Raw genomic sequence first — 24,969 nt, 5'->3', positions numbered from 1 at the left:
CGTCATGAAAATGGGATTTAACCAACCTGTTCGCTGGTCGGCTTGTAACCAAGAGCAACAAAGCGCTTTATTGATGCGCCCCGCAATAGCGGCTTCTGGTAGCATTAGTACTGCGGTTAGCCAAATTATTGACCAAGTCCGTAACGAGGGCGATGCTGCCCTCCAGACACTGAGCCGTCGTTTCGATAAAACTGAAATCGAAACAGTGCGTGTACCTGCAAGTGCTGTTAACGCGGCAGAGGCTCGTCTTGGTGATGAAATAAAAACAGCAATGAAAACCGCCATTGGTAACATTCGTCGTTTTCACGAAGCCCAAAAACCCACTCCAATTACAGTAGAAACACAGGCAGGCGTCGTGTGCCAACAAGTCACACGCCCAATAGATGCGGTCGGTTTATATATTCCGGGGGGGTCTGCTCCCCTGTTATCAACGGTCATGATGTTGGGAACCCCTGCGAATATCGCAGGCTGTCGCAAAATTATTTTGTGTTCGCCCCCACCTATTGCCGATGAAATTTTGTATGCAGCGAAACTGTGTGGCATCAGTGATATTTTCCAAGTAGGCGGTGCGCAAGCGATTGCTGCAATGGCATTTGGTACCCAAAGTATTCCTGCGGTTGATAAAATTTTTGGCCCTGGTAATGCCTATGTCACTGAAGCAAAACGCCAAGTGAGTCAAAGCCATGATGGAGCCGCTATTGACATGCCTGCAGGGCCTTCCGAAGTGTTGGTCATTGCTGATAACGGTGCAAACCCAGCATTTACTGCATCTGATTTGCTATCTCAAGCAGAGCATGGCCCTGATTCACAAGTTATTTTATTAACTGATGATGAAAACTTTGCCCAACGCGTGATCGAAGAAACAGAAAAACAATTAGCGCAACTTTCACGTGCAGAAATTGCTCGAGAAGCATTGAGCGCCAGCCGTGTCATCATCGCTGATTCCATCGCTCAATGCGTTGAAATTAGTAACCGTTATGGCCCTGAGCACTTAATACTGCAAACTCGCAATGCAGATGATTTAGTAGATGCAATTACTAGCGCGGGCTCGGTGTTTGTTGGCGACTGGTCACCGGAGTCGGCTGGCGACTATGCATCAGGCACCAATCACGTATTACCCACTTACGGGTATACCGCAACCTATTCAAGCCTTGGCCTCGCCGATTTTATGAAGCGAATGACAGTTCAAAAACTGTCGAAGCAAGGTTTATTAGGCTTAGCCGACACCATCGAAACCTTAGCCCAAGCAGAGCAACTCACCGCTCACAAAAATGCCGTTACCTTACGCGTTAACGAACTAAAAAAACAAAATCAGGAGTAAGTCATGAGCCAACCATTTAATGCCGCCAGTCTTGCACGTGAAAATGTTAAAACCATGACGCCTTATATGTCTGCACGACGTTTAGGGGGAAATGGCGACGTTTGGCTCAATGCCAATGAATACCCAATTGCACCTGATTACCAATTCAGTGAACGCAACCTTAACCGTTATCCTGAATGCCAACCAGTTGCGGTGATCAATAACTATGCAGCTTATGCCAAAGTTAAACCAGAACAAGTGCTAGTTTGCCGTGGGGCCGATGAGTCCATCGAGTTGTTAATCCGCGCATTTTGTGAGCCGGGGAAAGATGCGGTGATGTTTTGCCCGCCAACCTATGGCATGTACAGCGTCAGTGCAGAAACCTTTGGTGTTGAACAAAAGAAAATCATGGCGTTGCCAGACTGGGCATTAAACGTTAACGCGATCCGTGAAAATCTATCCAATACCAAACTGATTTATATTTGCAGCCCGAATAACCCAACAGGCAATATCATCGACAATAAAGATTTACGCGAAGTGCTAGATATGGCTGCAGGCCGTGCATTAGTCGTTGTCGATGAAGCCTATATTGAGTTCTGCCCACAATACAGTGTGGCAAGCTGGTTAGCACAATACCCAAACTTGGTAATTTTAAGAACCTTATCCAAAGCCTTTGCATTAGCAGGTTTACGTTGTGGTTTTACTTTAGCATCCCCTGAAGTGATTGAAGTGCTATTAAAGGTTATCGCCCCTTATCCTTTATCAACCCCTGTTGCGATGATTGCAGCTCAAGCCCTTGAGCCCCAAGGTATCGAGACGATGAAAAGCCGTGTAGAAACGGTAACAGAAAACCGTATTGCACTTCGTGAAGCGCTACGCGACTTATCAGTGGTTGAACACGTTTACCCAAGTGAAACCAACTATATTTTGGTGCGTTTCACTGATGGAAATAAAGTCTTTAAAGCCCTGTGGGACCAAGGCATTATTTTACGTGACCAAAGTAAACAACCCGGTCTCATTAATTGCCTGCGTATTACTATTGGGACAGAAATAGAAAATACCCGTGTTATTGAAGCTATTGCAGCACTTTGCTAATTAGGAATGATTCATGAGCCAGAAAATTTTATTTATCGACCGTGATGGAACATTAATTACCGAGCCGCCAACTGACTTTCAAGTTGATAGTTTAAGTAAACTCGCCTTTGAAAAAGCAGTTATTCCTAGCTTACTTGCTCTGCAAAAAGCCAATTACCGTTTAGTGATGATAACCAATCAAGACGGCTTAGGCACCGATAGCTTTCCAACAGCAGATTTCGAACCCCCTCATAATTTAATGATGCAGGTATTTGAGTCCCAAGGCGTTAAATTTGATGAAGTGTTAATTTGCCCACATAAGCCCGAAGATAACTGCACTTGCCGTAAACCTAAATTGCAGTTAGTTGAGCGCTATTTAGACAGCAACGTGTTAGACAGCGAAAACAGCTATGTGATTGGTGACCGTGAAACAGATATTCAATTAGCTAAAAATATGGGTATCAAAGGGTTACGTTATAACCCAGCTGAACTTGACTGGGAGGCCATCACCCAGCAATTAACCAAACGCAACCGCCATGCACTGGTGAAGCGTGTAACAAAAGAAACCAATATCCAAGTTGAAGTGTGGCTGGACCAAGAAGGCGGCAGCAAAATTAGCACTGGCGTAGGCTTCTTTGACCACATGTTAGACCAAATCGCGACTCACGGCGGTTTCCGGTTAAACATTGAAGTGAATGGCGATTTATTTATCGATGACCACCACACGGTTGAAGACACCGGTCTTGCACTAGGTGAAGCATTGAAAGTGGCACTGGGTGATAAACGCGGTATCGCACGTTTTGGTTTCGTTCTGCCAATGGATGAATGCCAAGCGCGCTGTGCACTGGATATTTCAGGTCGCCCGCACCTTGAATACAAAGCCGAGTTTAAATACCAACGCGTCGGTGACTTAAGCACAGAAATGATTGAGCACTTCTTTAGCTCACTTTCCTATGCCATGGGTTGCACATTACACCTGAAAACCAAAGGGAAAAACGATCACCACAAAGCCGAAAGTTTGTTTAAAGTTTTCGGCCGCACATTGCGCCAAGCAATTCGTGTTGAAGGGGATACGTTACCTAGCTCGAAAGGGGTTCTGTAATGAACGTTGTCATCCTTGATACCGGCTGTGCAAATTTAGCCTCCGTAGCCTATGCGGTGAAACGCCTAGGCTATAACCCTGTGGTGAGCCGTGATACCAATACTATTTTACAAGCTGACAAAGTCTTTTTGCCGGGGGTTGGTACTGCTAGCGCAGCCATGGAAAAGCTCACTGAACGTGAATTAGTTCCGTTAATCAAAGCACTAACCCAACCGGTGTTAGGCATCTGTTTAGGCATGCAGCTACTCGGCTCTTTCAGTGAAGAAGGCCAATCTACAGTGCCACTACTGGGGTTAATTGATAGCCCTGTACAAAAAATGGATGCCAATGGGCTTCCAGTTCCACATAGCGGTTGGAACCAAGTCAAAGCCTTAGCAGGAAACCCCTTGTTTAGGGATATCCCTGATAATGCCTATTTCTATTTTGTACACAGTTATTCGATGCCTATTTCCAGCAATACCATCGCGCAAACTCAATATGGCAATCCGTTTAGCAGTGCCGTGAATTGCGATAACTTCTATGGTGTCCAATTTCATCCAGAACGTTCTGGCGCAGCAGGTTCACGTTTGATTCAAAACTTTTTGGAGATGTAATTACCATGATCATTCCCGCATTAGATTTAATCGATGGCACTGTGGTGCGATTGCACCAAGGGGATTACGCCAAACAAACTGATTATGGCAATGACCCACTCCCACGTTTGCAGCAATATGAAAAAGAAGGGGCAAAACTATTGCACCTCGTGGATTTAACAGGTGCGAAAGACCCGCAAAAACGCCAAATTCCACTGCTCAAAAAATTATTAGCTGGCGTGAGTGTTCCCGTACAAGTTGGTGGTGGTATTCGTACCGAAGAAGATGTTAAAGCCTTACTGGAAGCCGGAGCGACCCGTGTCGTCATCGGCTCAACGGCAGTGACCAAACCGGAGCTAGTCAAAACATGGTTTGAAACCTATGGTGGGGAAGCCATTGTGCTTGCGTTAGATGTACGCATTAATGACAAAGGCGTAAAAGAAATTGCCATCAGCGGCTGGCAGGAGAATTCAAATTTAACTTTAGAGCAAGCCATTGAAATATATCGCCCTTATGGCTTAAAACACGTCCTTTGTACTGATATTTCCAAAGATGGAACATTGGCGGGTTCTAATGTGAATTTATACCAAGAAATTAGCCAAAAATTCCCTGATATTGCCTTTCAGGCATCAGGGGGAATTGGCGATCTAGATGATATCGCGGCTATTCCGCCATCTGGTGCAGCTGGCGTGATTGTTGGTCGTGCGCTATTAGAAGGTAAATTCACCGTTACGGAGGCAATCAAATGTTGGCAAAACGCATAATTCCTTGCTTAGACGTCCGTGATGGGCAAGTGGTTAAAGGTGTCCAATTTCGTAATCACGAAATCATCGGTGATATTGTTCCATTAGCACAACGCTACGCCCAAGAAGGCGCAGACGAGCTGGTGTTTTATGATATTACCGCCTCTTCTGATGGCCGAGTGGTAGACAAAAGCTGGGTTGCCAAAGTCGCCGAAGTGATTGATATTCCTTTTTGTGTTGCAGGTGGGATTAAAAGCGTTGACGATGCCGCGCAAATTCTGTCTTTTGGCGCAGATAAAATTTCCATCAACTCCCCGGCATTATCCGACCCTACATTAATCAGCCGTTTAGCTGAACGCTTTGGCGTACAATGTATCGTTGTCGGTATTGACACTTGGTTCGATGAAAGCTCAGGTGAATATCTCGTTTACCAATTTACTGGCGATGAAAAACGTACCACACAAACCACGTGGAAAACCCTTGATTGGGTAAAAGAAGTACAACAACGTGGCGCGGGTGAAATTGTGTTAAATATGATGAACCAAGATGGTGTACGCCAAGGGTATGATCTACAACAACTCAAAAAAGTCCGTGAAGTCTGCCAAGTGCCCTTGATTGCCTCTGGCGGCGCAGGTGAAAAAGTGCATTTTCTTGATGCCTTCACTGACGCAGGTGTTGACGGTGCTTTAGCCGCTTCTGTATTTCATAAACAAATTATTAATATCGGTGACTTAAAACAATACCTAGCCGAAAACGGAGTTCAAATTAGAGTATGTTAACCACAGAACAATGCAGCCAACTTGCATGGCAAAAAGTCGATAACCTGATGCCTGTTATCGTACAACACGCCGTTTCAGGTGACGTGCTAATGCTTGGGTATATGAACCCAGAAGCATTGCAAGTCACCTTAGACAGCCGTAAAGTCACTTTTTTTTCTCGTACAAAACAACGTTTGTGGACGAAAGGCGAAACCTCCAATCATTTTCTAAATTTGGTGGATATCTACCCTGATTGTGACAGTGATACGCTACTGGCTCTCGCACTGCCGGATGGCCCAACTTGCCATAACGGTACACAAAGCTGCTTCGCGCCCGCACAAAGTGACTGGGGCTTTTTATTTGAGTTAGAAACATTACTAAAAGAACGCAAAACTGCCTCTCCTGAAAGCTCCTATACCGCGCGTTTATATGCTAGCGGTACTAAACGTATTGCTCAAAAAGTGGGTGAAGAAGGTGTTGAAACCGCTCTGGCGGCAACCGTTAATGACCGCGCTGAATTGACTAACGAAGCCGCGGATTTGATGTACCACTTATTAGTCTTACTACAAGACCAAGAGCTGGATTTAAGCACGATAATCAAACGTTTAAAAGAGCGTCATCAATAAATAACAGGCTGCCAGCCTCGCTGGCAGTTTTATTTTATGGGTGCAAAATATTATCGATTTGCGCATCGCTCAATGAAATACCAAAGAATTTCAGATAGAAATCAGCCGTTTCTTGTTGCATATCGATATCCACAAAGCGCTCTGGGTACAGTGTTTGTGCTAGCCACAGAAACTGCAATGCCTCCTCTGACGTTTCTCGGCACCACCAAAACATTCCCTTTGGGTTCACATATACCTGCTGGTTTTTTACCGCGCTAATTGCTTTCCATTGAGGAGATGTGAGTATGATATTAGCATCTTCTTTATTCATCGCAACAATCACATCAGGGTTCGCAGTAATAATGCTTTCCAACAAGACCTCACCTGAATTATTTTTTTTATCCGAAAACCAAGTCTCAGCCACATTTTTTGCCCCTGCTAAATCCATCCAATCTTGATTTAATGATGGGCGGCCAGACGTAAATAACACGTTCCCCATACTGTGGTATACCGTCCGTTTTTCTGCATCAGTGAGCCCTTTTAGTCGTTCATTAACTAATACGATATTACGGTCAAAATAGCGTTGATATTCAATAGCTTTACTTTGCGCATCAGGGCCCAGCTCTTTTGCTGTGGCTTGAACCCTTTCTTGTAACGATTTTAATGAATTCGCTGGGTATTCAACCAGTTTCATCCCTGCATTTTCTAATAAATCACGTTGTGGGACTTCCATTCCTTTAGCAATGAACAGTAACTCCGTACGTAATGAAATGATTTGTTCTGGGTTTAATTGATTGCTAATACTGATCACTGGAACATCATCAATATTGGGTAACATTTGGCGAAATAATGGAATTTTTTTCGCGATCATCGATGTGCCGACAATTTGCTCACCGTAACCTAGCATCATAATAATAGTATTTTGTGCTGGCCACGGTGTTGCAATACGCAATTCGGGGTTATCTGTCTTCGCCTGTATTGCGCTACTCATTAGTAGTCCAAACAGTAAAATGACCGATTGCAGAAAAATGGTTTTTCTCATATTTTTCACGCCGTTTCACCTTAACGTAAAACGGCATACTCCTAGATTGTTATAATTAGAAATCAAACGTAACCGTTGCGCGAACTTCACGGCCTGAACCTAAAAAAGCACTTCCCCCTTTCCCTTCTCCATTGATACCTGATGGAAAAATGGAAGCCCAATAGCGCTCATCCGTTACGTTATTGACGGATAATCTGACCGTCGTTGGAACTTGATTGATTTTTGTACTATAACGAGTTCCTAAATCCAATGTTGTGTAGCTACCTGCCCAACTAGTATTGGTGTCATTAGCAGCTCGTTTTCCTGTATAGTGCACATTAGCGCTGTACACCAGTTCTGGCATTGTCGGTAAACTGTATTCCACTAACATATTGGCTTGAACTTTCGGCACACCAACAACACGTTTATCACGCGTTGTCGTGAACTTGGTATCTTTGAGTTTTGGATCTAAGAAAGTCACGCCGCTATAGACATTTAGCCCTTGCCAAACATGGCCGGTTGCCGTGAGCTCTAGCCCTCGGTTTACTTGTTCACCTTGTTTGCGGAACACGTTGTCATCCCCCGCGTAGGCAAATGGCCGCTCCAAATGGAATACCGCAGCACTAAGGTTTAAATCTGCTACATCGGCTTTAATACCCAATTCATATTGTTTGCTACGATAAGGGTCTAAAGTCTGCCCTTCATTTTTCAGGTTTTGATTCATCGGCGCGGTATCCCCCTCTTCTAACGAATCAGCATAGCTAATATAAGTCATCACCTGAGGGGTAATTTTATACATCAATGCTGCTTGAGGGCTGAGGCCATGGTCATTGGTCTGGCTGGTTTTGTGGTTTTGTTTATCAAAGCTACGGCTTTCAATCCAACTTTGGCTGAGATAAAACATGGCTGACCATTGTGAATCAAACGTGATTGTGTCACCGACAGTGATACTTTGTTGGCTATTTTCAGCTGATTTATAACGTGAACCTCCCGTATGAATTTTGCCATCCGATGGCTCTTCCATTGGCGACGGGCGGTGCATATTGGTTTGCCCCAAATCACGTCTCACGCTCTTGTCTTTTGCACTATAAATCGACCAAACATAGCCATTCGTCGCTAATGATAAATCATGACCAATAGAGCCTGTGTCTACATGACCATTAATTACCACTGAATTACTCAACACACGAAAACGTCCCGAAGCAGGAGAATCACTTAATGAGCGGCTAATGGTTCCATTGTTATCTTGAATGGTACTTGTCACCGTACGCATCGCCCTATCCGCTTGCTGATAACCAATTGCCGCTTTTAGTGCCCAATCCTCATTAAAATCATGAATTAATCGAGTACTAACGGTATCAGTGGTTAAATCATTTCCTGCGGTATGCAATGCTAAATTTTTATCTTGTGGGTTAGGTGCTTTTGGTAATTTGATAGCAGAGCCATAACTAAAACTACCCACATAACCTTTTTGCACAAAATTATAGTGGCTGGCATTAAACTGAAGCTGTGTTCCCGGTTGAATATTCCAATCAAGCGCCACAGAGGCTAACTTACGGCGTAATGTACTCTCTTTAAGGCTGCCTGTTCCCTCTTCATCCAACAAATTAAGGCGATACCCAAAACGTTTATCAGCATCAAAATAACCGCCTAAATCAGCATGCCCACTATAGGCATTACGGCTTTGGTAACCTAAAGAAAAACGCTGAATATCCTCTGGGCGTTTTGTGGTGAAATTAAATTGCCCTGCGGGACTTGCAGGGCCATACAATGCTCCCGTCAAGCTATTAATAATGTCCACTCTATCCAACATTTCCACGGGGAATGCTGTCGTTGACACCATATACAAATCGTCAAGACGGCTATTCGTTACCACACCACCCTGCATACCTCGGCTTTGTGGGCGCCCTACATCCATCCCTCCGCGGGCCTGCATCTGTGTACTTGGCGCATATTTCAATAACTCACTCAAACTTTTAGCTTGTTGGTTATTAATCATTTCGCGGCTAATCGTGGTTGTAGAATATGGCGTATCAATCCACTCACGGTTGCCTAATGGACCAATATCAATTTGCGATGTAAAAAAGCCAGCACCAGCCTGTGCTTCCATGGTTACATCACTTGGCGCTGCGGTGACTAACATTCTATCTTGCTTAGGTTTAGCTAGTTGCTCAGAAACTTGTGCTACAACAATAGACGGTGCGATCCCTGCAATAAGCGGCATAATGAGATATAAATTAAATTTACGTGTCATATTATCTTTTCGTTATATAAAATTTTATATTACCGATAATAAAATGCAGCGTAAATGATCAAACTCAATCCTTAATAAGATGTATTCTCAATCAAAATAAAAAAATAAAAAATTAACCCATTGATTTTATTTATAATAATTAATTCACCAGAAGATATGACAACAAAACCCAAAAATAGATTAACAATATAGTTAAAAACCGCATCTGATATGCAATTTATAACATTTTCCAAATTTATGGATTTTAGCTCGCTATATTTCGCAGTTGTATCTCTTAATTAACTTGTTATCATTCCTTATTATTGATGTGGTTTTAAAGGGAAAAAACAGTGTCTGAAAATTCTATTTTTATGCAACTCACACAGTTACTTGATAAAAATAATGCAAAATATCGTGTGATGGAGCATCCCACAGCCGGGAAATCGGAAGAAGTGGCAAAAATACGTGGCACGCAGCTTGGGCAAGGGGCAAAAGGACTAGTATGCCATGTAAAAGGAAATGGGGTCCGCCAACACGTACTGGCAATTTTACCTGCTGATAAACAGGCTGATTTAAGTAAGGTTGCCATAGCTATTGGTGGAACTCGCGCATCTCTAGCAAGCCCAAAGGAAGTCGATGAGCTCACCCAATGTGTGTTCGGGGCTATTCCGCCTTTTAGTTTTCACCCTAATTTAAAGTTAATTGCTGACCCACTATTATTTGAACGTTTTGAGGAACTCGCCTTTAATGCAGGTACATTAGAGCGCTCTATTATTTTAAATACCGAAGATTATCAAAGAATAGCCGCGCCAACTTTAGTTGAGTTTATTCGCACAGAAGAAAATTAGTTTTGTATTAAAAAAGGGTATTCCACAGAATACCCCCAATAAGAAAAACTAACTCATCAATCGCTGATCATATTCCTGACTGGCATTTTTTAATGCCACAAAATCTGATCCACAAATAAACCGCTTTAATGCGGTAAATTTTTCCTCCGACCAATCATAGATTTTCAATGCTAATAGTTCAGTAATTACATCGTGTGAGAAGCGGTAGTTAATCGGCTTTGCAGGGTTCCCTCCCACAATGGAGTAAGGCTCGACATCTTTGACCACTACACTATTAGCAGCAATTACAGCTCCTTCACCTATTTTAACTCCGGGCATGATAAAGGCTCGCATGCCAACCCAGGCTCCGTCGCCAATCACTGTGTCGCCTTTTCCTACATAAGCTTCTTCAATAAATTCAAGAAAAGGATATAAGCAAAACCAATCCATTCGGTGAGTATGATTCCCTCCCATTAATATCACAGCTTCGCTACCAATACAGACATAATCACCGATATAAAGTTGGTCAACATTCCATGCTAGCTGCCAATCTCGGCTTTGTTCATCACCTTGTAGATAACGCACAACTGACCGCTCAAACCCGTTATCCCAGCAGTCGCTATAATAACTATGCTTACCTTTAATATGGATATTGGGATTTTGTACAACCTCATGAAGGAGCTCGTATTTTGACCAATGCTTTTGATTCATGGTACTAAACCTTTTAATTCGTTTATATTTACCATAGAACGCATTCTATGGTGATGTATCCGCGTTCAAAATACATCACACTAAGTAATCATTGGCTTTTTTAGTAATGAGTTATTCATTTTAACCTCACTAGTTCAAATAATATTAATTTCCTCACTCATGGTGAGCTTTCCAATACTTAGAGTATCATTTAGGAGTAACTATTAAACAATTCATCTTTTTTTTAAAGATATTTTATCTTACCATCAACTAAAAATTTGACCAGCTTCTACGAAACAACAAATAGATAAGATAATATTTTATGCCAAATAAAAACTTAAGTACGACTTCACCATCATTACTGATTAACAGTTTAAAAAGCCATATTTTATCAATAGGAAACAATGATTATTATATAGATACTATAAATAAGTCTAACTCCATTCTAGATTATTGGCATTTAATAACAGAAATAAACAAATCCTTCGGTAATCTCTCATTTTTTGAAAATGGGAAAACCAATCATTACTTTAATAACAACCAGCACTCTAGTGATGTAGATGGTGAATTAAAAGGAAATGTATTTTTCGCCCAAGCTAATATTATTCCATCTAAACTCCATATAGATGGAGATAGTAAGCCAAAACTAGTTAAGGAACGTAAGACTTTAATTATGTTTAAACCGCATACTCATATCCCAGAAGAAAATCCAATTCAATTAAATATTTATGATAAAAATCATAATTTAATCATGCAAAAACCACTATCCCCGCCATCTAAACTGCCAAAAATTGCAAATAATAGTATAAGAGAAACTAATTTATTACCTCGTGATTTCAAATCACCGGTAAATTTCGACCTTGTCATGAGATCTAATAGTGAATTAATTGAAATTTCCAAAAATCAAAATTACTTACACGAAACAATTTTAGATAATAACAAAATAAATTTAAAACTTAATCATAACAATATAAAAACACCTTTCATTCTAAATAATAGCATCAAATATAAAGGTAAAACTATAAAATTACACAACACTGACAATAACGATATTGAAGTTAATTATGGCAATAACACTTCTATATTACCGTCAAAATCATCCACCCTTTTTATATGTGATGAAAATGGACATTGGCTAACAAAAAATGATGCTAAACAAATAAAATATTACAGCCCCCCTAGAAAAGCAACCTCAAACACTCTTCCAATTATTTATTTTGAAATTGGAAACCTGCCAGATATCGATGGGGAAAAAGTAGATGCAGATTTTTTTGAGGAAATTCTAGAACAAAACTCCACCATAAAAATAATGAAAATGGATTATGATAGAATCAAAAAATTCACACTAAAACAGAATAAAAATTTCACATCTAAGAAAATTATTTTCACATCAGAAGCTAAAGAGTCAACATTCATCCACACTACAAATAAAGTTTTCGAGCTAAAAAAAGACAGTATATTATTATTCCATTGTAATTCAAATGGCAAATGGAAAAACATCCCTATTTATTCTAGTAACACATCAAAAATCAACAACTCATACCCTAATAAATTTGATATAACTTTAGATGAAAATGAATTAATCATTGAGGCTTCGAAAAAAAGAAATTATTTAAATAATCTAATAAAGAATAATGACTCAATAAAAATATTGACTAGTGATGGTAATTGGAGTCGTGACTTCACATTAAATAAAAATGATGCATTCCATAATAAGAAAATACTGTTTAGCTCTAATGCATCGTATAACAGTTACATTCATTATGGAAAAAACACTATAAAGTTACAAACAGGTGAAAACGTCCTTTTTGTCTATGATTTAGATAAAAAATGGATCCCTATTAATCAGAATAACAAAGAAAATTTCATTAGCAACTTGGAATATATAGATAAAACATGGTCTACTACAATCCCAAAAGAATATATCCATCCAGAAATAAAACTTGAATTTAATTATCAAGGTCAGAAAAGCATATTATCTAACATTGATGTAGGTGCACCAAATGAATTACTCATTAATACTTTTGATATAGGGTTGCTTACACCACCAAGAGACACACTTCTATTTCTAGATAAATTTGAATTAAATCGCCAATATTATCAAACGATCCCGGTAAAAAAATTAATTGTCTCCCGCTACGAACCTATCCATTTGTTAAAAGTGGTCATGCCTAATGGCCAAGTATTTACAGATAATGCACCGGATGAAGGAGGAGGCCATAGTGGCAGCATGCGAGAGTGGATCACTAAATCTTTTTATGCTAATGGTGTTAACACCGCAAATTATGGCATAAATAGTTCAGCTCCAGATGCTGATTCCTTTGTTCCAACCTCCCAGATAACTGCCTATAACTCTGTCGGAATGTATAAAAATGGTAGAGTCGTCCACGGCTGGTCTGGTGGTGGAGGTAAAGCAACATTAAATAGGACAGATAGTAATGAGCTTAGCCATGAATTCGGTCACAATTTTGGTTTAGGTGATTATCATGGGGGAGATGAAGGCGGCTCCCATGCAGTTGCAAATAAAAAAAATTCAACCTGGCTATGGGATTCAGATAATAACTATTTTATTCCCAATATATATCAAGATGGTAAATTAAATCATGACGCAATGAGTGGAGGTGAATTTTATGATACTCGTTACAACGCTTATACTGCTTATACGCCTAACTCTTTCATTGCAATTCAAAATAGATTAGAAAGTAAATATGTATTTAGTGCAGAATCAAAAACAGGATATAAAAAATGGGTTCCAAAAACAAAAGAGATGGTAGATGCATATTTAGAGCTATCACAATTCAATACCGTCGAGTTTACTGCAATAAATGGCTCAGATATTACAACTAACGATTTAAATTCACTATTGAAAAAAAATAAAAATATTATTATTTATAATGGAAATGGTTATCACGCCCCAAAAATCAACATTCCATTAGCAAATGAAAATAATAAAAATGCTATTTTAAGAATAGAATCAGGCGCAGATTTCGATAGTGAGCTTTATATTAACAACCAGATTGAACCAATCAAAAAAAATGATTTAATTTGCTACATTTCAGATGGTTACAATTGGAAGAGAAAAGATAATAATGAAACAATCCTCTATAAAGTTCCCTATAAACAAGGAGTACCTGTTGTGACCTTAATGGGGTTCTATGACCCTAAAGATGTAATTGATAGCTATATCTACCCTTCTTTATATGGTTCTTATGGCATGGTTTATAGCCATGATAAAAATATAGACACTCAAATGCCATATTTAGAGGTTATTTTTGAAGATGGGACAATAAGCCAGTACCAACTTCATAACTTCCGTTCAAATGAAGAGATGATGAATAAATTTCATGTTAATATTGAGCGAAGTTTAAAACCCATAAAAGCTAATCTTTATATTAATAATAAAATTATCCATTCTAGAGAAATTGAAATAAAGAAGAATAGACTCCTAACAACAATTAATGGTGATATTACATAATTTTATCTAAGTTATCACTAATTACTAAATTAATTAGTGATAACTATATACGACATAATGAAAAATAAAATCTTTAAACGATCTACTCTATGCTGATTTAACAAGAGATAAACTCGCTTTTCTTGCAAGTAATCCAAACAAACAACCAACCAGCATAACTAATGCTAATGATATTTTTGGTGAGATAGACAAACCGATTGCACAGAGTCCGAGAGTTGCTCCCCCTGCCATTTGAACAAAACCCACTAAGGCAGATGCAGTGCCTGCTTCATTACCAAACGGTTCTAAAGCATAACTGGTTGCCGTTCCCATCATAAAGGCCAGCCCTGTACAAGCACAAGCGACAGGCAACATATAGACTAACCAATGGCTTTGTATTTCTATCGGCAATACGACAAAACCTAGCAATAATCCTAAGCAGCCAAGTGCCATCATTGAACTACCAATCAATAAACAGGTTGGCCGCCCTATTTTATGAATAAAATAATTAGCGATATAACTGGCAAACATGATCCAAAAACCATTAACACCAAATACTATAGAAAACGCGAGCGGGCTTAACTGGGCATCCCCCATCAGTACAGTTGGTGCAAGTGATACATATGTTAATGCCATACCCATCGTGCCTGCGTTCACTAAGGCAAAAATAATAAATTGAGGATTCCCCAAAATTCGCCAATAGGTTTTCAGTGGGATAACTTTTGCTTTTGACAAATTAGCTGGGCGAGTTTCAGGTAAAAAGGCAACAATCAGCACTAATATGACTAACGCATACAAAGCAAGAAACCAGAACGGTGCTCGCCAGCCCCACGCTTCTGCTAACAGGCCTCCGAGCAGCGGAGCTAACGCAGGAACAATATTCAATGTTCCATTTAAAAAACCAAAGGCGCGGGCCGCTTCTGTGCCATTCATTCGGTCACGTACACAGCTAAATGCCACCACCGAAGTACAACAGACTGCAACCCCTTGCAATAAACGCGAGGCAATAAATACTGTGGGTGTTGTTGCTACAATGGCAACACCAGCACCAACGATGTACAACACCATGCCCAAAATCGCGATAGGTTTTCGTCCATATCTATCGACTAATGGGCCTGAAATTAACTGCCCTAAGCCTAACACTAAAATAAACAAGGCAATTGTAGATTGAATCACCGACTCACTGCTTCCTAAATCCTTCGCAATATCAGGTATTGTTGGTAAATATAAATCAATCCCTAATGGACCAAGTAATACCAATAAAAGTAATAAGATAAGAAAATTACGCATAAACCATGCCCAGACTCGATAAAGTTAATTTTTAAAATATGAGATGCAATAAATTATAGAAAAGCTAAAGCCACCGTCGAATTAATGATTTACTTATAATAATAAATTAAATATTTTACGGCTCTTCAAAGTCAAAAAAGGCGCTAAACCTAGCGCCTTTTGTGTTATCAAAAATTAATGATAACGAATTTTATTCCATCCACTCAGTGTGGAAAACACCGTCTTTATCCGTACGTTTATAAGTGTGAGCACCGAAGTAGTCACGCTGGGCTTGGATTAAGTTTGCAGGCAACACCGCTGAACGGTAGCTATCATAATAAGAGATAGCCGCTGAGAATGTCGGTGTTGGGATACCATTTTGTACGCCATAGCAGACAACATCACGCAGTGCTTGCTGATATTCGTCAGCAATTTGCTTGAAATATGGCGCTAGCAGTAAGTTTGCAATTTTCGCATCTTGGTTATACGCATCAGTAATTTTTTGCAGGAACTGCGCACGAATAATACAACCTGCACGGAAGATTTTTGCAATTTCACCGTAGTTTAAATCCCAGTTATATTCTTCCGATGCCGCTTTGAGCTGTTGGAAGCCTTGTGCATAAGATACAATTTTACCTAAATACAGCGCACGGCGAACTTTTTCAATAAAGTCTTTTTTATCGCCTTCAACGGCTTTCAGGGTTGGACCCGTTAATACTTTGGATGCCGCAACACGCTGATCTTTTAAGAAAGAAATATAACGCGCAAATACAGATTCAGTAATTAAAGTCAGAGGAATACCTAAATCCAGCGCACTCTGGCTAGTCCATTTACCAGTACCTTTATTAGCCGCTTCATCGAGGATCACATCAACGAGATATTTACCATCTTCATCTTTTTTCTTGAAAATATCAGCTGTAATTTCAATTAAATAGCTGCTCAGCTCACCTTTGTTCCACTCAGCAAAGATACCAGCTAACTCTTCGTTGCTCAGGTTCAAAGAACCTTTTAATAATGAATAGGCTTCTGCGATTAATTGCATATCACCGTATTCAATACCGTTGTGAACCATTTTCACATAGTGGCCCGCACCATCTGCACCAATATAGGTCACACAAGGTTCGCCTTCAGCCTGTGCTGCGATTTCTTTTAAGATTGGCGCAACTAATTCATAAGCTTCTTTTTGCCCGCCCGGCATAATTGAAGGGCCTTTCAGTGCGCCTTCTTCACCACCTGAAACACCAGTACCGATGAAATTAAAACCTTGCTCGGATAATTCACGATTACGACGGATAGTATCAGTGAATAAGGTATTACCGCCGTCAATTAAGATATCCCCTTTGTCCAGATGAGGAGTCAGCGAGGCAATGGTTTTGTCCGTAGCTTCACCCGCTTTAACCATCAACAAGATGCGGCGAGGTTTTTCCAGAGAGTCAACAAACTCTTCAATTGTATAGTTGGGAACTAATTTTTTCCCTGGATTTTCGGCAATCACTTCGTCTGTTTTATCTTTAGAACGGTTAAAGATAGACACTGAGTAACCGCGGCTTTCAATATTGAGCGCAAGGTTACGCCCCATGACTGCCATTCCGACAACACCAATCTGCTGCTTTGACATGAACAACTCCTGTCTGATTAGGACCAAGTCAGCCTCGACCGTGCTGACATTCTGTTAACGGGATCACATATTAACCTAGGATTGGGCAGCATGGTAGTTATTGATGCAATCGATGACGTATACAAGGCCATTTTTGTCAAGAATTGTCCAATTAGCGTGATTTTTTATTGATATTTCATTCAACAAACCGCATTATTCATTCGTCGGTATAAGCCGTCATATCAGAAGGTAAAACAAACTGTATGGAATGGATCGCAGATCCTTCGATTTGGGCGGGCCTCGCTACCCTTATCGTTCTAGAAATCGTTCTTGGTATTGATAACCTCGTTTTCATCGCCATTCTGGCAGATAAGCTCCCGCCAAAGCTGCGTGATAGAGCCCGTGTAACTGGACTTTTATTAGCCCTGATTATGCGTGTTGTGCTTCTATTTAGCTTGTCATGGCTCATTACCCTCACGAAACCAATATTAACCCTCTTTGAGCATCCTTTTAGTGCTCGAGATTTAATCATGTTGGTGGGTGGTCTATTCCTCTTGTTTAAAGCCACAATGGAACTAAACGAGCGGTTGGAGGGGAAAGACGAACACACCAATACTCAAAGAAAGACATCGAATTTCTGGGCTGTTGTTGCACAAATTATTGTTCTTGATGCCGTATTCTCACTGGACTCCGTGATCACCGCTGTCGGCATGGTTGACCATATCGGCGTAATGATTGCCGCTGTAACCATTGCTATGGTATTAATGATTTGGGCAAGTAAACCGTTAACTAGCTTTGTTAACCAGCACCCAACCATTGTCATACTGTGTTTAAGCTTCTTACTGATGATTGGTTTCAGCTTAGTTGCCGAAGGGTTTGGCTATGCCATACCGAAAGGTTACTTATACGCTGCAATTGGCTTCTCTATCATGATTGAAGTCCTAAATCAATTTGCCCAATTTAACCGTCGTAAGTTCCTTAAAGGCTCACGTCCACTACGTGAACGTACGGCAGAAGCGGTCTTACGTATTCTTAGCGGTAATAATGAGCGTGGGGAATTAGACCCGCACACTTCTGACCTTATCGCTGATAATCAATCGGTTTTTGACCCACAAGAGCGCTTGATGATTGCTCGTGTGTTAGGTATGGCACAACGTAACGTAGAAAGCATCATGACATCACGCCATGATGTGGATTACCTTGACATTAATAAGTCTTCTGCGGATTTACTGCAATTAATGGAGAAAAACCCACACTCACGTTTAGTTGTCATTGATGAAACGATTAGTGATGAACCTGTTGGGGTGGTACATGTAATGGATTTGGTTAAACAGCAATTAAAAGGCCAGCCATTAAACTTACGAGCACTGATTACCCAGCCATTGATATTCCCTGAAGGGCTATCTCTGTTAAAAGCGTTAGAGCAGTTCCGTAAGGCGCATACTCACTTTGCCTTTGTTGTGGACGAGTTTGGTTCTATCGAAGGTATAGTGACATTGACCGACGTAATGGAAACCATCGCGGGTAATTTACCCGTTGGTGATGAAGAAAATGACTCTCGCCACGACATTCAAAAACTCGATGATGGTACTTGGATTGCCAACGGCTTTATGCCACTTGAAGACCTGATCATGTTTATCCCTATGGAATTAGACGATAAACGTGAATATGAAACGATTGCAGGCCTTTTAATGGAGCACTTGCAGCGTGTTCCTGAAGTGGGAGAGCAAGTCACTATCAATGGTTGTATTTTCCAACCACTGGAAGTCAATAGCCACCGAGTCAATAAAGTGTTAATCACGCCACCTGCCCCTGAAGGGGATGGTTATGAGTTTGAAGATGACTAATTAGTTTTATTTCTTTACTACAATACCGGCCTATAGAGTCGGTATTTTTTTGTCTAAAAACCGCAGATGTTATCTCTTTACCCGTTAACAATAAAAACAGTAGCGTTTTATTAAAGAAAATAGCATTGAAACACTGAATAATTCGACCAATAAAATACAATTAACTTTAATAAAGGTCATATTATGTATATCAATAGCAATCAACCAAATAATACTAGTCAGAATGTAAAAATAAATAACTCATCAAAAGGTGTAAGTGGAAACACGAGTAGCGTTAGTAATCATAATCAAAAATGCCCTGTGGCAACTTTAGAAAAAATAGTCCATAAAAAAGAGATTACTAAGCTGAATAAAGATATTACTACTGGATTAAGTCACATTAAATCGAAGCTAAGTAATATTCTAAGTGACAAAGCATCAGGACCTTTCCAAAATGATTCTATCAAAGAGTTAAAGTCACAGCTAGATAGACTAACGGCATCCGTTAAATCGTATCAGGATAAACTAGATTCCTCACCATATAAACACAATAGTTCAAAGCAAAAAACAATCACTAAGCTAGAGACTAAATTATCAACAATCACTGAAAAGATGAGTAAGGCAGAAAGTAACAATAAGTTTAATGTTAGTAGAGGTAACCAAGCTCATCTTGATAATATGCAAAAAGCGGCTGATTTAAGGGAGGGGAACAAAGCCCCATCCAAATTTGAACCATAAATATTAAGTGGAGTCACCTGTTTTAGGTGGCTCCATGATGACATATATCGTTACAATGCATTCAATAAATCATTAAGCCCTTTATTTTCTTCTTTCTTTAAAAAATTACCAAGCGCTTCTTTGGCTTGAGTCCGTAACTCATCACGCAGTAGTTTTTCCACATCTAATTGGTATTTTAAATTATTCCAACTACCATAAATACGCAGTGGAATGGTCATCGCTTGCAATTGCTGGACTAAACGTGAATCACCGCCCCAGCCGTTAGCAATATTAACCCCTAAATTGACATCAATGGTTTCATTAGGGATATTTATACGGCCTTGCCCACTAATATTCACTAAGGATGACATTGCATTCATAGAGGAAATATTCAAATTACCTTTATTTAATTTTCCTGCTACAGTGAAAGAATCAACCTCAGTGACGTTACCCGTATTCACTGGTGCATTAATTTTATTGGTTACTCTGGAAACGGATTGCTGAATTAATAACGGAATATTCAACCCCTGCAATTTTGCATTTCTTAGCTCAAAATTAACAGGCCCCTGCCATTGATTTTTTACTGCATAATCATCATAACCCACCCCTGATAACGCAGCATTTAACGAAATTACTCCACTTAACTTCTGTGGCATATTGAAGGCACTTAATAATGGAGCCAGATCGATATTTTTTAAATCAGGTTTTGCTGAAACATAGGCAGGCGTTGAACTGTAATTAAATGTCACAGGTAATGAAAAATCACCATCAAATGCCTTACCTTGTAATTTTGAAACTGTCAAGCGAGGTGTTTGGTTTTGTGCCTCAAAAACTACGTCACTAACCTTCATTCCACGATAGATTAGCTGGTTAATGGCTAAATTGATATTGGCGGAAAATGCCTGCAAGCTGGATAAATCATATTGTTGAGGATTCGCACCAGAAATAACCGGTTTAACACCAACACGGTTATTATTCACCTCTGATTCGATACGGGTACTGCTAGGCACAGTCCCCAGTAAGTTATCTAAATCTAATTTCTCGGCCACTAAATTGACCATGATTTTTGGAGTATCGGCTAATTGAATACTGGCATCGCCTGACAGGGCACTTTCATTAGCCGTTATCACCAAATGGCTTAAACTTGCACTTTCTACTTTCCCTTTGGTGTAGAGAAAATCACTTGTTATTTGCCCTTCAATTCCACTTTCAGGCAAATCAACACCACTCAATTTATAATCAAATTGCGTTAATTTCCCACTAATCTTTTGATTAATATCCGATAAATCGATATCTGCACGCAGATTAAATACAAACTCTTGTTGGTTTTTATTTAGATTTCCACTGAATTTAACGGCGACCTGTTTTTTATCACTTTTCTTCAGTGATAAATCAATGTTACGTAGGTTAAACTCATCTTTAGATGTTTGCCAAATCACTAAGCTATTAGAAATATTAATTTTTTCTATATCTAATAACCAGCTATTTTTCTCTGGTAAAGGGGGGGATGTAGGCACACCACCTGGCGCGACAGGAGCATTACGGTGAGTTTGGATTTCGCTATCCGGTGTTTTGCGGATAACAGCACCATCAATCACAATTTGCTCAACAGAAAGCTTATGGGAGATAAGTGGCCATAATTCAACATCTAAGCGCATATTATCTGCACTTAGTATGGGTTTAGCGGCATTCGGTGCAGTAAGGGAAACAGGGCCAGTAATAATGCTTAAAGTTGGCCATACATGCCAACGCATATCACCGTTGAATTCAAGTTGATAACCGCTTTTTTTCTCTACCTGTTCAACAATATAATGACGAAAATCATTCGGGTTCACCAACATTACAAGTGTGGTTAACCCTGCAACAATTACCACGAGTAAAATAATCAGTGTCGTCAAAAAACGTTTCATTCTTCCCTCTCTTAAATTCCGCTTGCGCTCGCCACAAAAATGAACTCACACCTATCCCTGAAAATGGGCGGAAATTACCTGTTTAATCTCCATTAAACGCCGCAATTTCCGCAAAGTTCACCGGTTATCAGTCTTCGCTGATACGGCTACCAACAGCACCTTGTTGGTTTTTATATTTAGCGTCTTGTCGGCTATTATAAGGGCGATCAGCACTACCAGATAACGGCTCAAAACTTAATGCGCCAATCACCATGCCAGGACGCAACGCTAACGGTAATTTACCTGAATTATAGAATTCTAGCACGATTTGCCCATGCCAACCGGGGTCAATTCGATGTGCTGTTACGTGCACCATCAAACCTAACCGCGCTAATGAAGAGCGCCCGTCTAGCCAACCGACAAGGTTATCAGGGAGCGTAACAGACTCAAGCGTCACTGCAAGTGCTAATTCACCTGGATGTAGGAAAAAGGGCTCATCTTCATCAAGCACAATTTCATCACTCATGACGCGATCTAATGCGGCATTAACCTCATCTTTAGGGCCACTAAGGTCAATAAATGCAGCCGTGTGTCCTCGAAAAACACGGAATTGATTTCCTAAACGAACATCTGCAGTTGCACCATTGATTCGTTCAACTGGTGGGCGTGGGCTAATAACTAATTTACCATCATCCATCCATTGAATAATATCGCGGTCACAAAGACGCATGGTTGTTTCCCCCTTCATTATTTTAATTTCTGCGCGGTTTAATCTTGACAGAATTCGCCAATTTTTGCTTTCAAGATATCAATCGCAACACGGTTTTTCCCCCCGCGAGGTACTATAATATCGGCATATTGCTTTGATGGCTCAATAAATTGCAAAAACATTGGGCGAACCGTTTTATTATATTGGTCAATAACGGAGTCGAGCGTTCTGCCCCTTTCATTTACATCACGTTTAATACGGCGCATCAAGCAAATATCAAGTGGCGTATCGACAAAAATAGAAAAATCCATTTCACCACGTAAGCGCTTATCTGTTAATAATAAAATACCTTCAATGATAATAACTTTTTTAGGTTTAAACGTGATGGTTTTTTGTTTACGGGTATGAGCGACATAGTCGTATTGCGGAATTTCTACTGCTTGGCCACTTTTTAGTGATTTGAGATGTTCATAAAGCAAGCTGTGGTCCATCGAGTTAGGATGGTCATAATTTACTTTAAGACGCTCTTCCATTGGGACATCGGCTTGGTCCTTGTAATAACAATCTTCTGGAATAACACCGATATTATGATCACCAACCTGTTCCCTTAATTCACGGTATAACGTACTGGCAATTAAGCTTTTGCCAGATGCAGAGGCTCCCGATATACCTACAATGGTACAGTGATGCGCTATGTCAGTCATAAAATGATAACCTGGTTAAATATTAGAAATGAAAATACACAACAGCAAAATGTTATGTTGGCGGAATTATAGGGGGTAATGGCGTGTTGTTCCAGCATACCTCAACAAAGTTCGCTAAAAAAACACCCATTAGATAGGAAATGCCGTAAATCAAAGCGTACAAAATGTCATTTATACACTAAAACTGTTTTTTTCCTTCTAATACCGCAATGCGATTTTCAATCGAAGGGTGAGTTGAAAACACAGAATCGCCCTTATTAAAAATATAAGCGGCCTTACGGTAAGCTTGCCCTGTACTCGCCTTATCATACTCGTGGGTTTCGTGCTTACCCGATATTTTTTTCAGTGCGCTGATCATCGCTTGGTTATCAGAAGTGAGATCGACCGCTGCGGCATCCGCCATATATTCACGGGTACGCGATAAATAAAAATAGAGAATTTGAGTTATCCACGGTAAAACAAAATTCAGAACTAATAGGATCATTTGCGCTTTGTTCGCCGCATTATTGCGACTGCGCCCTGCTGTTCGAATAAAAATCTGACTAAATAAATTGGTCACGGTTAAAATCACATTCGCCAAAATCCCCACGTACAGAGTTAATTTTGAATCACCGTGAATAATGTGCCCAACTTCATGAGCAAGAACGGCTTGAACCTCTTGCCGATTAAGTGTCTGTAATAAGCCTCTTGTCACCCCCACAAGTGCATTACGATTATTCCACCCTGCTGCGAAAGCATTAGGCTCGTCCGTTTCTAAAATATATAAGCGAGGAATATAGCCTAAGCTGGCACTTAAACTTAATTCTTCAATAATATTAAAAAGTTGCTTTTCTTGGGGGATATTCGCATTTTCTTGGGTGATTTCTCTGGCATTCATCCCAGCTAACATCATTTTATGGCCTCTAAAATGAATATAAATTAGCCCAAGGAAGGTTAAACCTAAAACAATGAAAGTGGCGATAGGTAATTCATGAAGTGTCACAAACATCATCGCATTGTCGACCAAATCCAATTGTTCATTTGGATGTGTTGCAATATCCGCCAGTAATCCAATGATTAGCATTAAAACAATATAGCTCATCACCACCAAACGTGTGCGAATATTATTTTTACGAATGACGTTTCTAAAATCCATAATGTAACCTGTTATCTACTACTCATAAAATATCGGAACACCATAAGGCATCCCGATGATTTATCACTTCAAAGGTTTAAAGGCTTTTAATCAAAATTAATTCGACGTGATTCCTCAGTCTTAATGGTTTCTTCATCAAGACGCCAATATTCCTTTGAAATTTTTAAGCTAGGAATAATGCCAACAATGAGTGCCGCAGGCATAGAAGCGATATACGCATTATAAGTTTCTAATGAACGGTTATAACCACGTTTAGCAAATGACAATTTATTTTCTGAAGAAACGATTTCTTCTTGTAAATTTGCCATAATTGCATCGGATTTTAGCTCAGGATAAGCTTCCACCGCGACATTAATTGCCCCACTTGTTACCATTTTTGATAACGCATCTTCGGCTTCACGAGCTTTATCCCCAGTCGCCGTTTGTGCTTGCGTCCGTAGCTCAGTAATTTTACTGAACACCTCGCTTTCATGGCTTAAATATTTTTTAACTGTTGCCAATAAGCTATCAAATACTTTTCCACGACGATCTAATTGAACTGAAATTTCTGTTTCACTCGAAATAACAGCTTCTCGCAATGCGACGATACGGTTATAAAAATAAATAACGATCAGCACCACGACAACAATAAAAATTAAAAATTTCATAGTCACCTTTTCGGGTTGCCCGTAGAAAGAAAACTGATTAAATAAAAGATGTGGTTATTCTACGCGAACATGACTCAATAAAGAAATGTTCCGCAAA

Annotated in this window: 21 protein-coding genes; 11 read left to right on the top strand and 10 right to left on the bottom strand. The window is 40.0% G+C overall.

Translation table 11 applies throughout. The features are described from left to right. Nucleotides 1-4 precede the first annotated feature (4 nt). Genes hisD through hisIE form a run of 7 tightly spaced genes read left to right on the top strand, consistent with a single transcriptional unit; the run spans nucleotide 5 to nucleotide 6,175 of the window. Nucleotides 5-1,321: a histidinol dehydrogenase gene (hisD, locus tag PSF31_RS16165; protein ID WP_096864151.1), complete on the top strand. Its 1,317-nt coding sequence runs from the start codon at nucleotides 5-7 to the stop codon at nucleotides 1,319-1,321. Nucleotides 1,322-1,324: 3 nt separating this feature from the next. Beyond that, nucleotides 1,325-2,395, top strand: a complete 1,071-nt coding sequence (gene hisC, locus PSF31_RS16160; RefSeq protein WP_094960650.1) for a histidinol-phosphate transaminase — start codon at nucleotides 1,325-1,327, stop codon at nucleotides 2,393-2,395. A gap of 13 nt (nucleotides 2,396-2,408) precedes the next feature. Further along, the gene (gene hisB / locus PSF31_RS16155) at nucleotides 2,409-3,476 is read left to right on the top strand and encodes a bifunctional histidinol-phosphatase/imidazoleglycerol-phosphate dehydratase HisB (protein ID WP_096864149.1); all 1,068 of its coding nucleotides are present in this window, start codon (nucleotides 2,409-2,411) and stop codon (nucleotides 3,474-3,476) included. Then, nucleotides 3,476-4,069 carry an imidazole glycerol phosphate synthase subunit HisH gene (gene hisH / locus PSF31_RS16150; protein ID WP_004256463.1) on the top strand — a complete coding sequence of 198 codons (594 nt, stop codon included), beginning with the start codon at nucleotides 3,476-3,478 and terminating at the stop codon, nucleotides 4,067-4,069. The genes hisB and hisH overlap by 1 nt, the downstream gene beginning before the upstream one ends. A gap of 5 nt (nucleotides 4,070-4,074) precedes the next feature. Next, entirely contained in the window at nucleotides 4,075-4,812 is a 738-nt protein-coding gene (gene hisA / locus PSF31_RS16145) for a 1-(5-phosphoribosyl)-5-[(5-phosphoribosylamino)methylideneamino]imidazole-4-carboxamide isomerase (protein WP_096864148.1), read from the top strand. Beyond that, entirely contained in the window at nucleotides 4,794-5,570 is a 777-nt protein-coding gene (hisF, locus tag PSF31_RS16140) for an imidazole glycerol phosphate synthase subunit HisF (RefSeq protein WP_094960647.1), read from the top strand. Before hisA ends, hisF begins: the two co-directional genes overlap by 19 nt. After that, the gene (hisIE, locus tag PSF31_RS16135; protein ID WP_004256466.1) at nucleotides 5,564-6,175 is read left to right on the top strand and encodes a bifunctional phosphoribosyl-AMP cyclohydrolase/phosphoribosyl-ATP diphosphatase HisIE; all 612 of its coding nucleotides are present in this window, start codon (nucleotides 5,564-5,566) and stop codon (nucleotides 6,173-6,175) included. Before hisF ends, hisIE begins: the two co-directional genes overlap by 7 nt. A gap of 34 nt (nucleotides 6,176-6,209) precedes the next feature. Here the strand turns inward: hisIE and PSF31_RS16130 are convergent, their stop codons facing one another. Together PSF31_RS16130 and PSF31_RS16125 are read right to left on the bottom strand one after the other, a co-directional pair. Further along, on the bottom strand, nucleotides 6,210-7,184 hold the full coding sequence (locus PSF31_RS16130; protein WP_405127823.1) for an ABC transporter substrate-binding protein: 975 nt from the start codon (nucleotides 7,182-7,184) through the stop codon (nucleotides 6,210-6,212). Between the two features lie 67 nt (nucleotides 7,185-7,251). Then, nucleotides 7,252-9,429: a TonB-dependent receptor gene (locus PSF31_RS16125; protein WP_096864147.1), complete on the bottom strand. Its 2,178-nt coding sequence runs from the start codon at nucleotides 9,427-9,429 to the stop codon at nucleotides 7,252-7,254. Between the two features lie 350 nt (nucleotides 9,430-9,779). On the opposite strand from PSF31_RS16125, the gene PSF31_RS16120 reads away from it, so the two are divergent. Further along, entirely contained in the window at nucleotides 9,780-10,256 is a 477-nt protein-coding gene (locus tag PSF31_RS16120; RefSeq protein ID WP_094960766.1) for a YbaK/prolyl-tRNA synthetase associated domain-containing protein, read from the top strand. 48 nt (nucleotides 10,257-10,304) lie between these two features. Here PSF31_RS16120 and PSF31_RS16115 read toward each other — a convergent pair whose 3' ends face one another. After that, a complete protein-coding gene (locus PSF31_RS16115) occupies nucleotides 10,305-10,946 on the bottom strand; it encodes a CatB-related O-acetyltransferase (RefSeq protein ID WP_096864146.1) in 642 nt (213 codons plus the stop codon). A 301-nt stretch (nucleotides 10,947-11,247) separates the two neighbouring features. Here PSF31_RS16115 and PSF31_RS16110 point away from each other — a divergent pair, with 301 nt between their 5' ends. Continuing rightward, nucleotides 11,248-14,400, top strand: coding sequence for a M66 family metalloprotease (locus PSF31_RS16110; protein ID WP_164560962.1), 3,153 nt, complete (start codon nucleotides 11,248-11,250; stop codon nucleotides 14,398-14,400). Between the two features lie 87 nt (nucleotides 14,401-14,487). On the opposite strand, the gene PSF31_RS16105 is transcribed toward PSF31_RS16110, so the two are convergent. Together PSF31_RS16105 and gndA are read right to left on the bottom strand one after the other, a co-directional pair. After that, on the bottom strand, nucleotides 14,488-15,669 hold the full coding sequence (locus PSF31_RS16105; RefSeq protein WP_096864142.1) for a multidrug effflux MFS transporter: 1,182 nt from the start codon (nucleotides 15,667-15,669) through the stop codon (nucleotides 14,488-14,490). A gap of 190 nt (nucleotides 15,670-15,859) precedes the next feature. Continuing rightward, nucleotides 15,860-17,266 (bottom strand): NADP-dependent phosphogluconate dehydrogenase, encoded by a 1,407-nt coding sequence (gndA, locus tag PSF31_RS16100; protein ID WP_004256481.1) that lies wholly within the window; start codon nucleotides 17,264-17,266, stop codon nucleotides 15,860-15,862. A 242-nt stretch (nucleotides 17,267-17,508) separates the two neighbouring features. Here gndA and PSF31_RS16095 point away from each other — a divergent pair, with 242 nt between their 5' ends. Next, nucleotides 17,509-19,092 carry a TerC family protein gene (locus PSF31_RS16095; RefSeq protein WP_094960641.1) on the top strand — a complete coding sequence of 528 codons (1,584 nt, stop codon included), beginning with the start codon at nucleotides 17,509-17,511 and terminating at the stop codon, nucleotides 19,090-19,092. 183 nt (nucleotides 19,093-19,275) lie between these two features. Next, the gene (locus PSF31_RS16090; protein ID WP_096864141.1) at nucleotides 19,276-19,809 is read left to right on the top strand and encodes a hypothetical protein; all 534 of its coding nucleotides are present in this window, start codon (nucleotides 19,276-19,278) and stop codon (nucleotides 19,807-19,809) included. A 50-nt stretch (nucleotides 19,810-19,859) separates the two neighbouring features. Here PSF31_RS16090 and asmA read toward each other — a convergent pair whose 3' ends face one another. From asmA to PSF31_RS16065, 5 genes are all read right to left on the bottom strand, one after another. After that, nucleotides 19,860-21,698 (bottom strand): outer membrane assembly protein AsmA, encoded by a 1,839-nt coding sequence (gene asmA, locus PSF31_RS16085; protein ID WP_096864140.1) that lies wholly within the window; start codon nucleotides 21,696-21,698, stop codon nucleotides 19,860-19,862. 127 nt (nucleotides 21,699-21,825) lie between these two features. Then, a complete protein-coding gene (dcd, locus tag PSF31_RS16080; RefSeq protein ID WP_004909269.1) occupies nucleotides 21,826-22,407 on the bottom strand; it encodes a dCTP deaminase in 582 nt (193 codons plus the stop codon). 38 nt (nucleotides 22,408-22,445) lie between these two features. After that, nucleotides 22,446-23,090, bottom strand: coding sequence for a uridine kinase (gene udk, locus PSF31_RS16075; protein WP_004256495.1), 645 nt, complete (start codon nucleotides 23,088-23,090; stop codon nucleotides 22,446-22,448). A 178-nt stretch (nucleotides 23,091-23,268) separates the two neighbouring features. Next, entirely contained in the window at nucleotides 23,269-24,225 is a 957-nt protein-coding gene (htpX, locus tag PSF31_RS16070; RefSeq protein WP_004256497.1) for a zinc metalloprotease HtpX, read from the bottom strand. An 86-nt stretch (nucleotides 24,226-24,311) separates the two neighbouring features. Next, nucleotides 24,312-24,872: a LemA family protein gene (locus PSF31_RS16065; protein WP_004256501.1), complete on the bottom strand. Its 561-nt coding sequence runs from the start codon at nucleotides 24,870-24,872 to the stop codon at nucleotides 24,312-24,314. Nucleotides 24,873-24,969: the final 97 nt, after the last annotated feature.

The organism is Providencia sp. PROV156 (genome assembly GCF_028480905.1).
Taxonomy (GTDB): Bacteria; Pseudomonadota; Gammaproteobacteria; order Enterobacterales; family Enterobacteriaceae; genus Providencia; species Providencia hangzhouensis.
The sequence above is the reverse complement of the archived record's forward strand: the minus strand, read 5'-3'. Positions and strand labels throughout refer to the sequence as shown.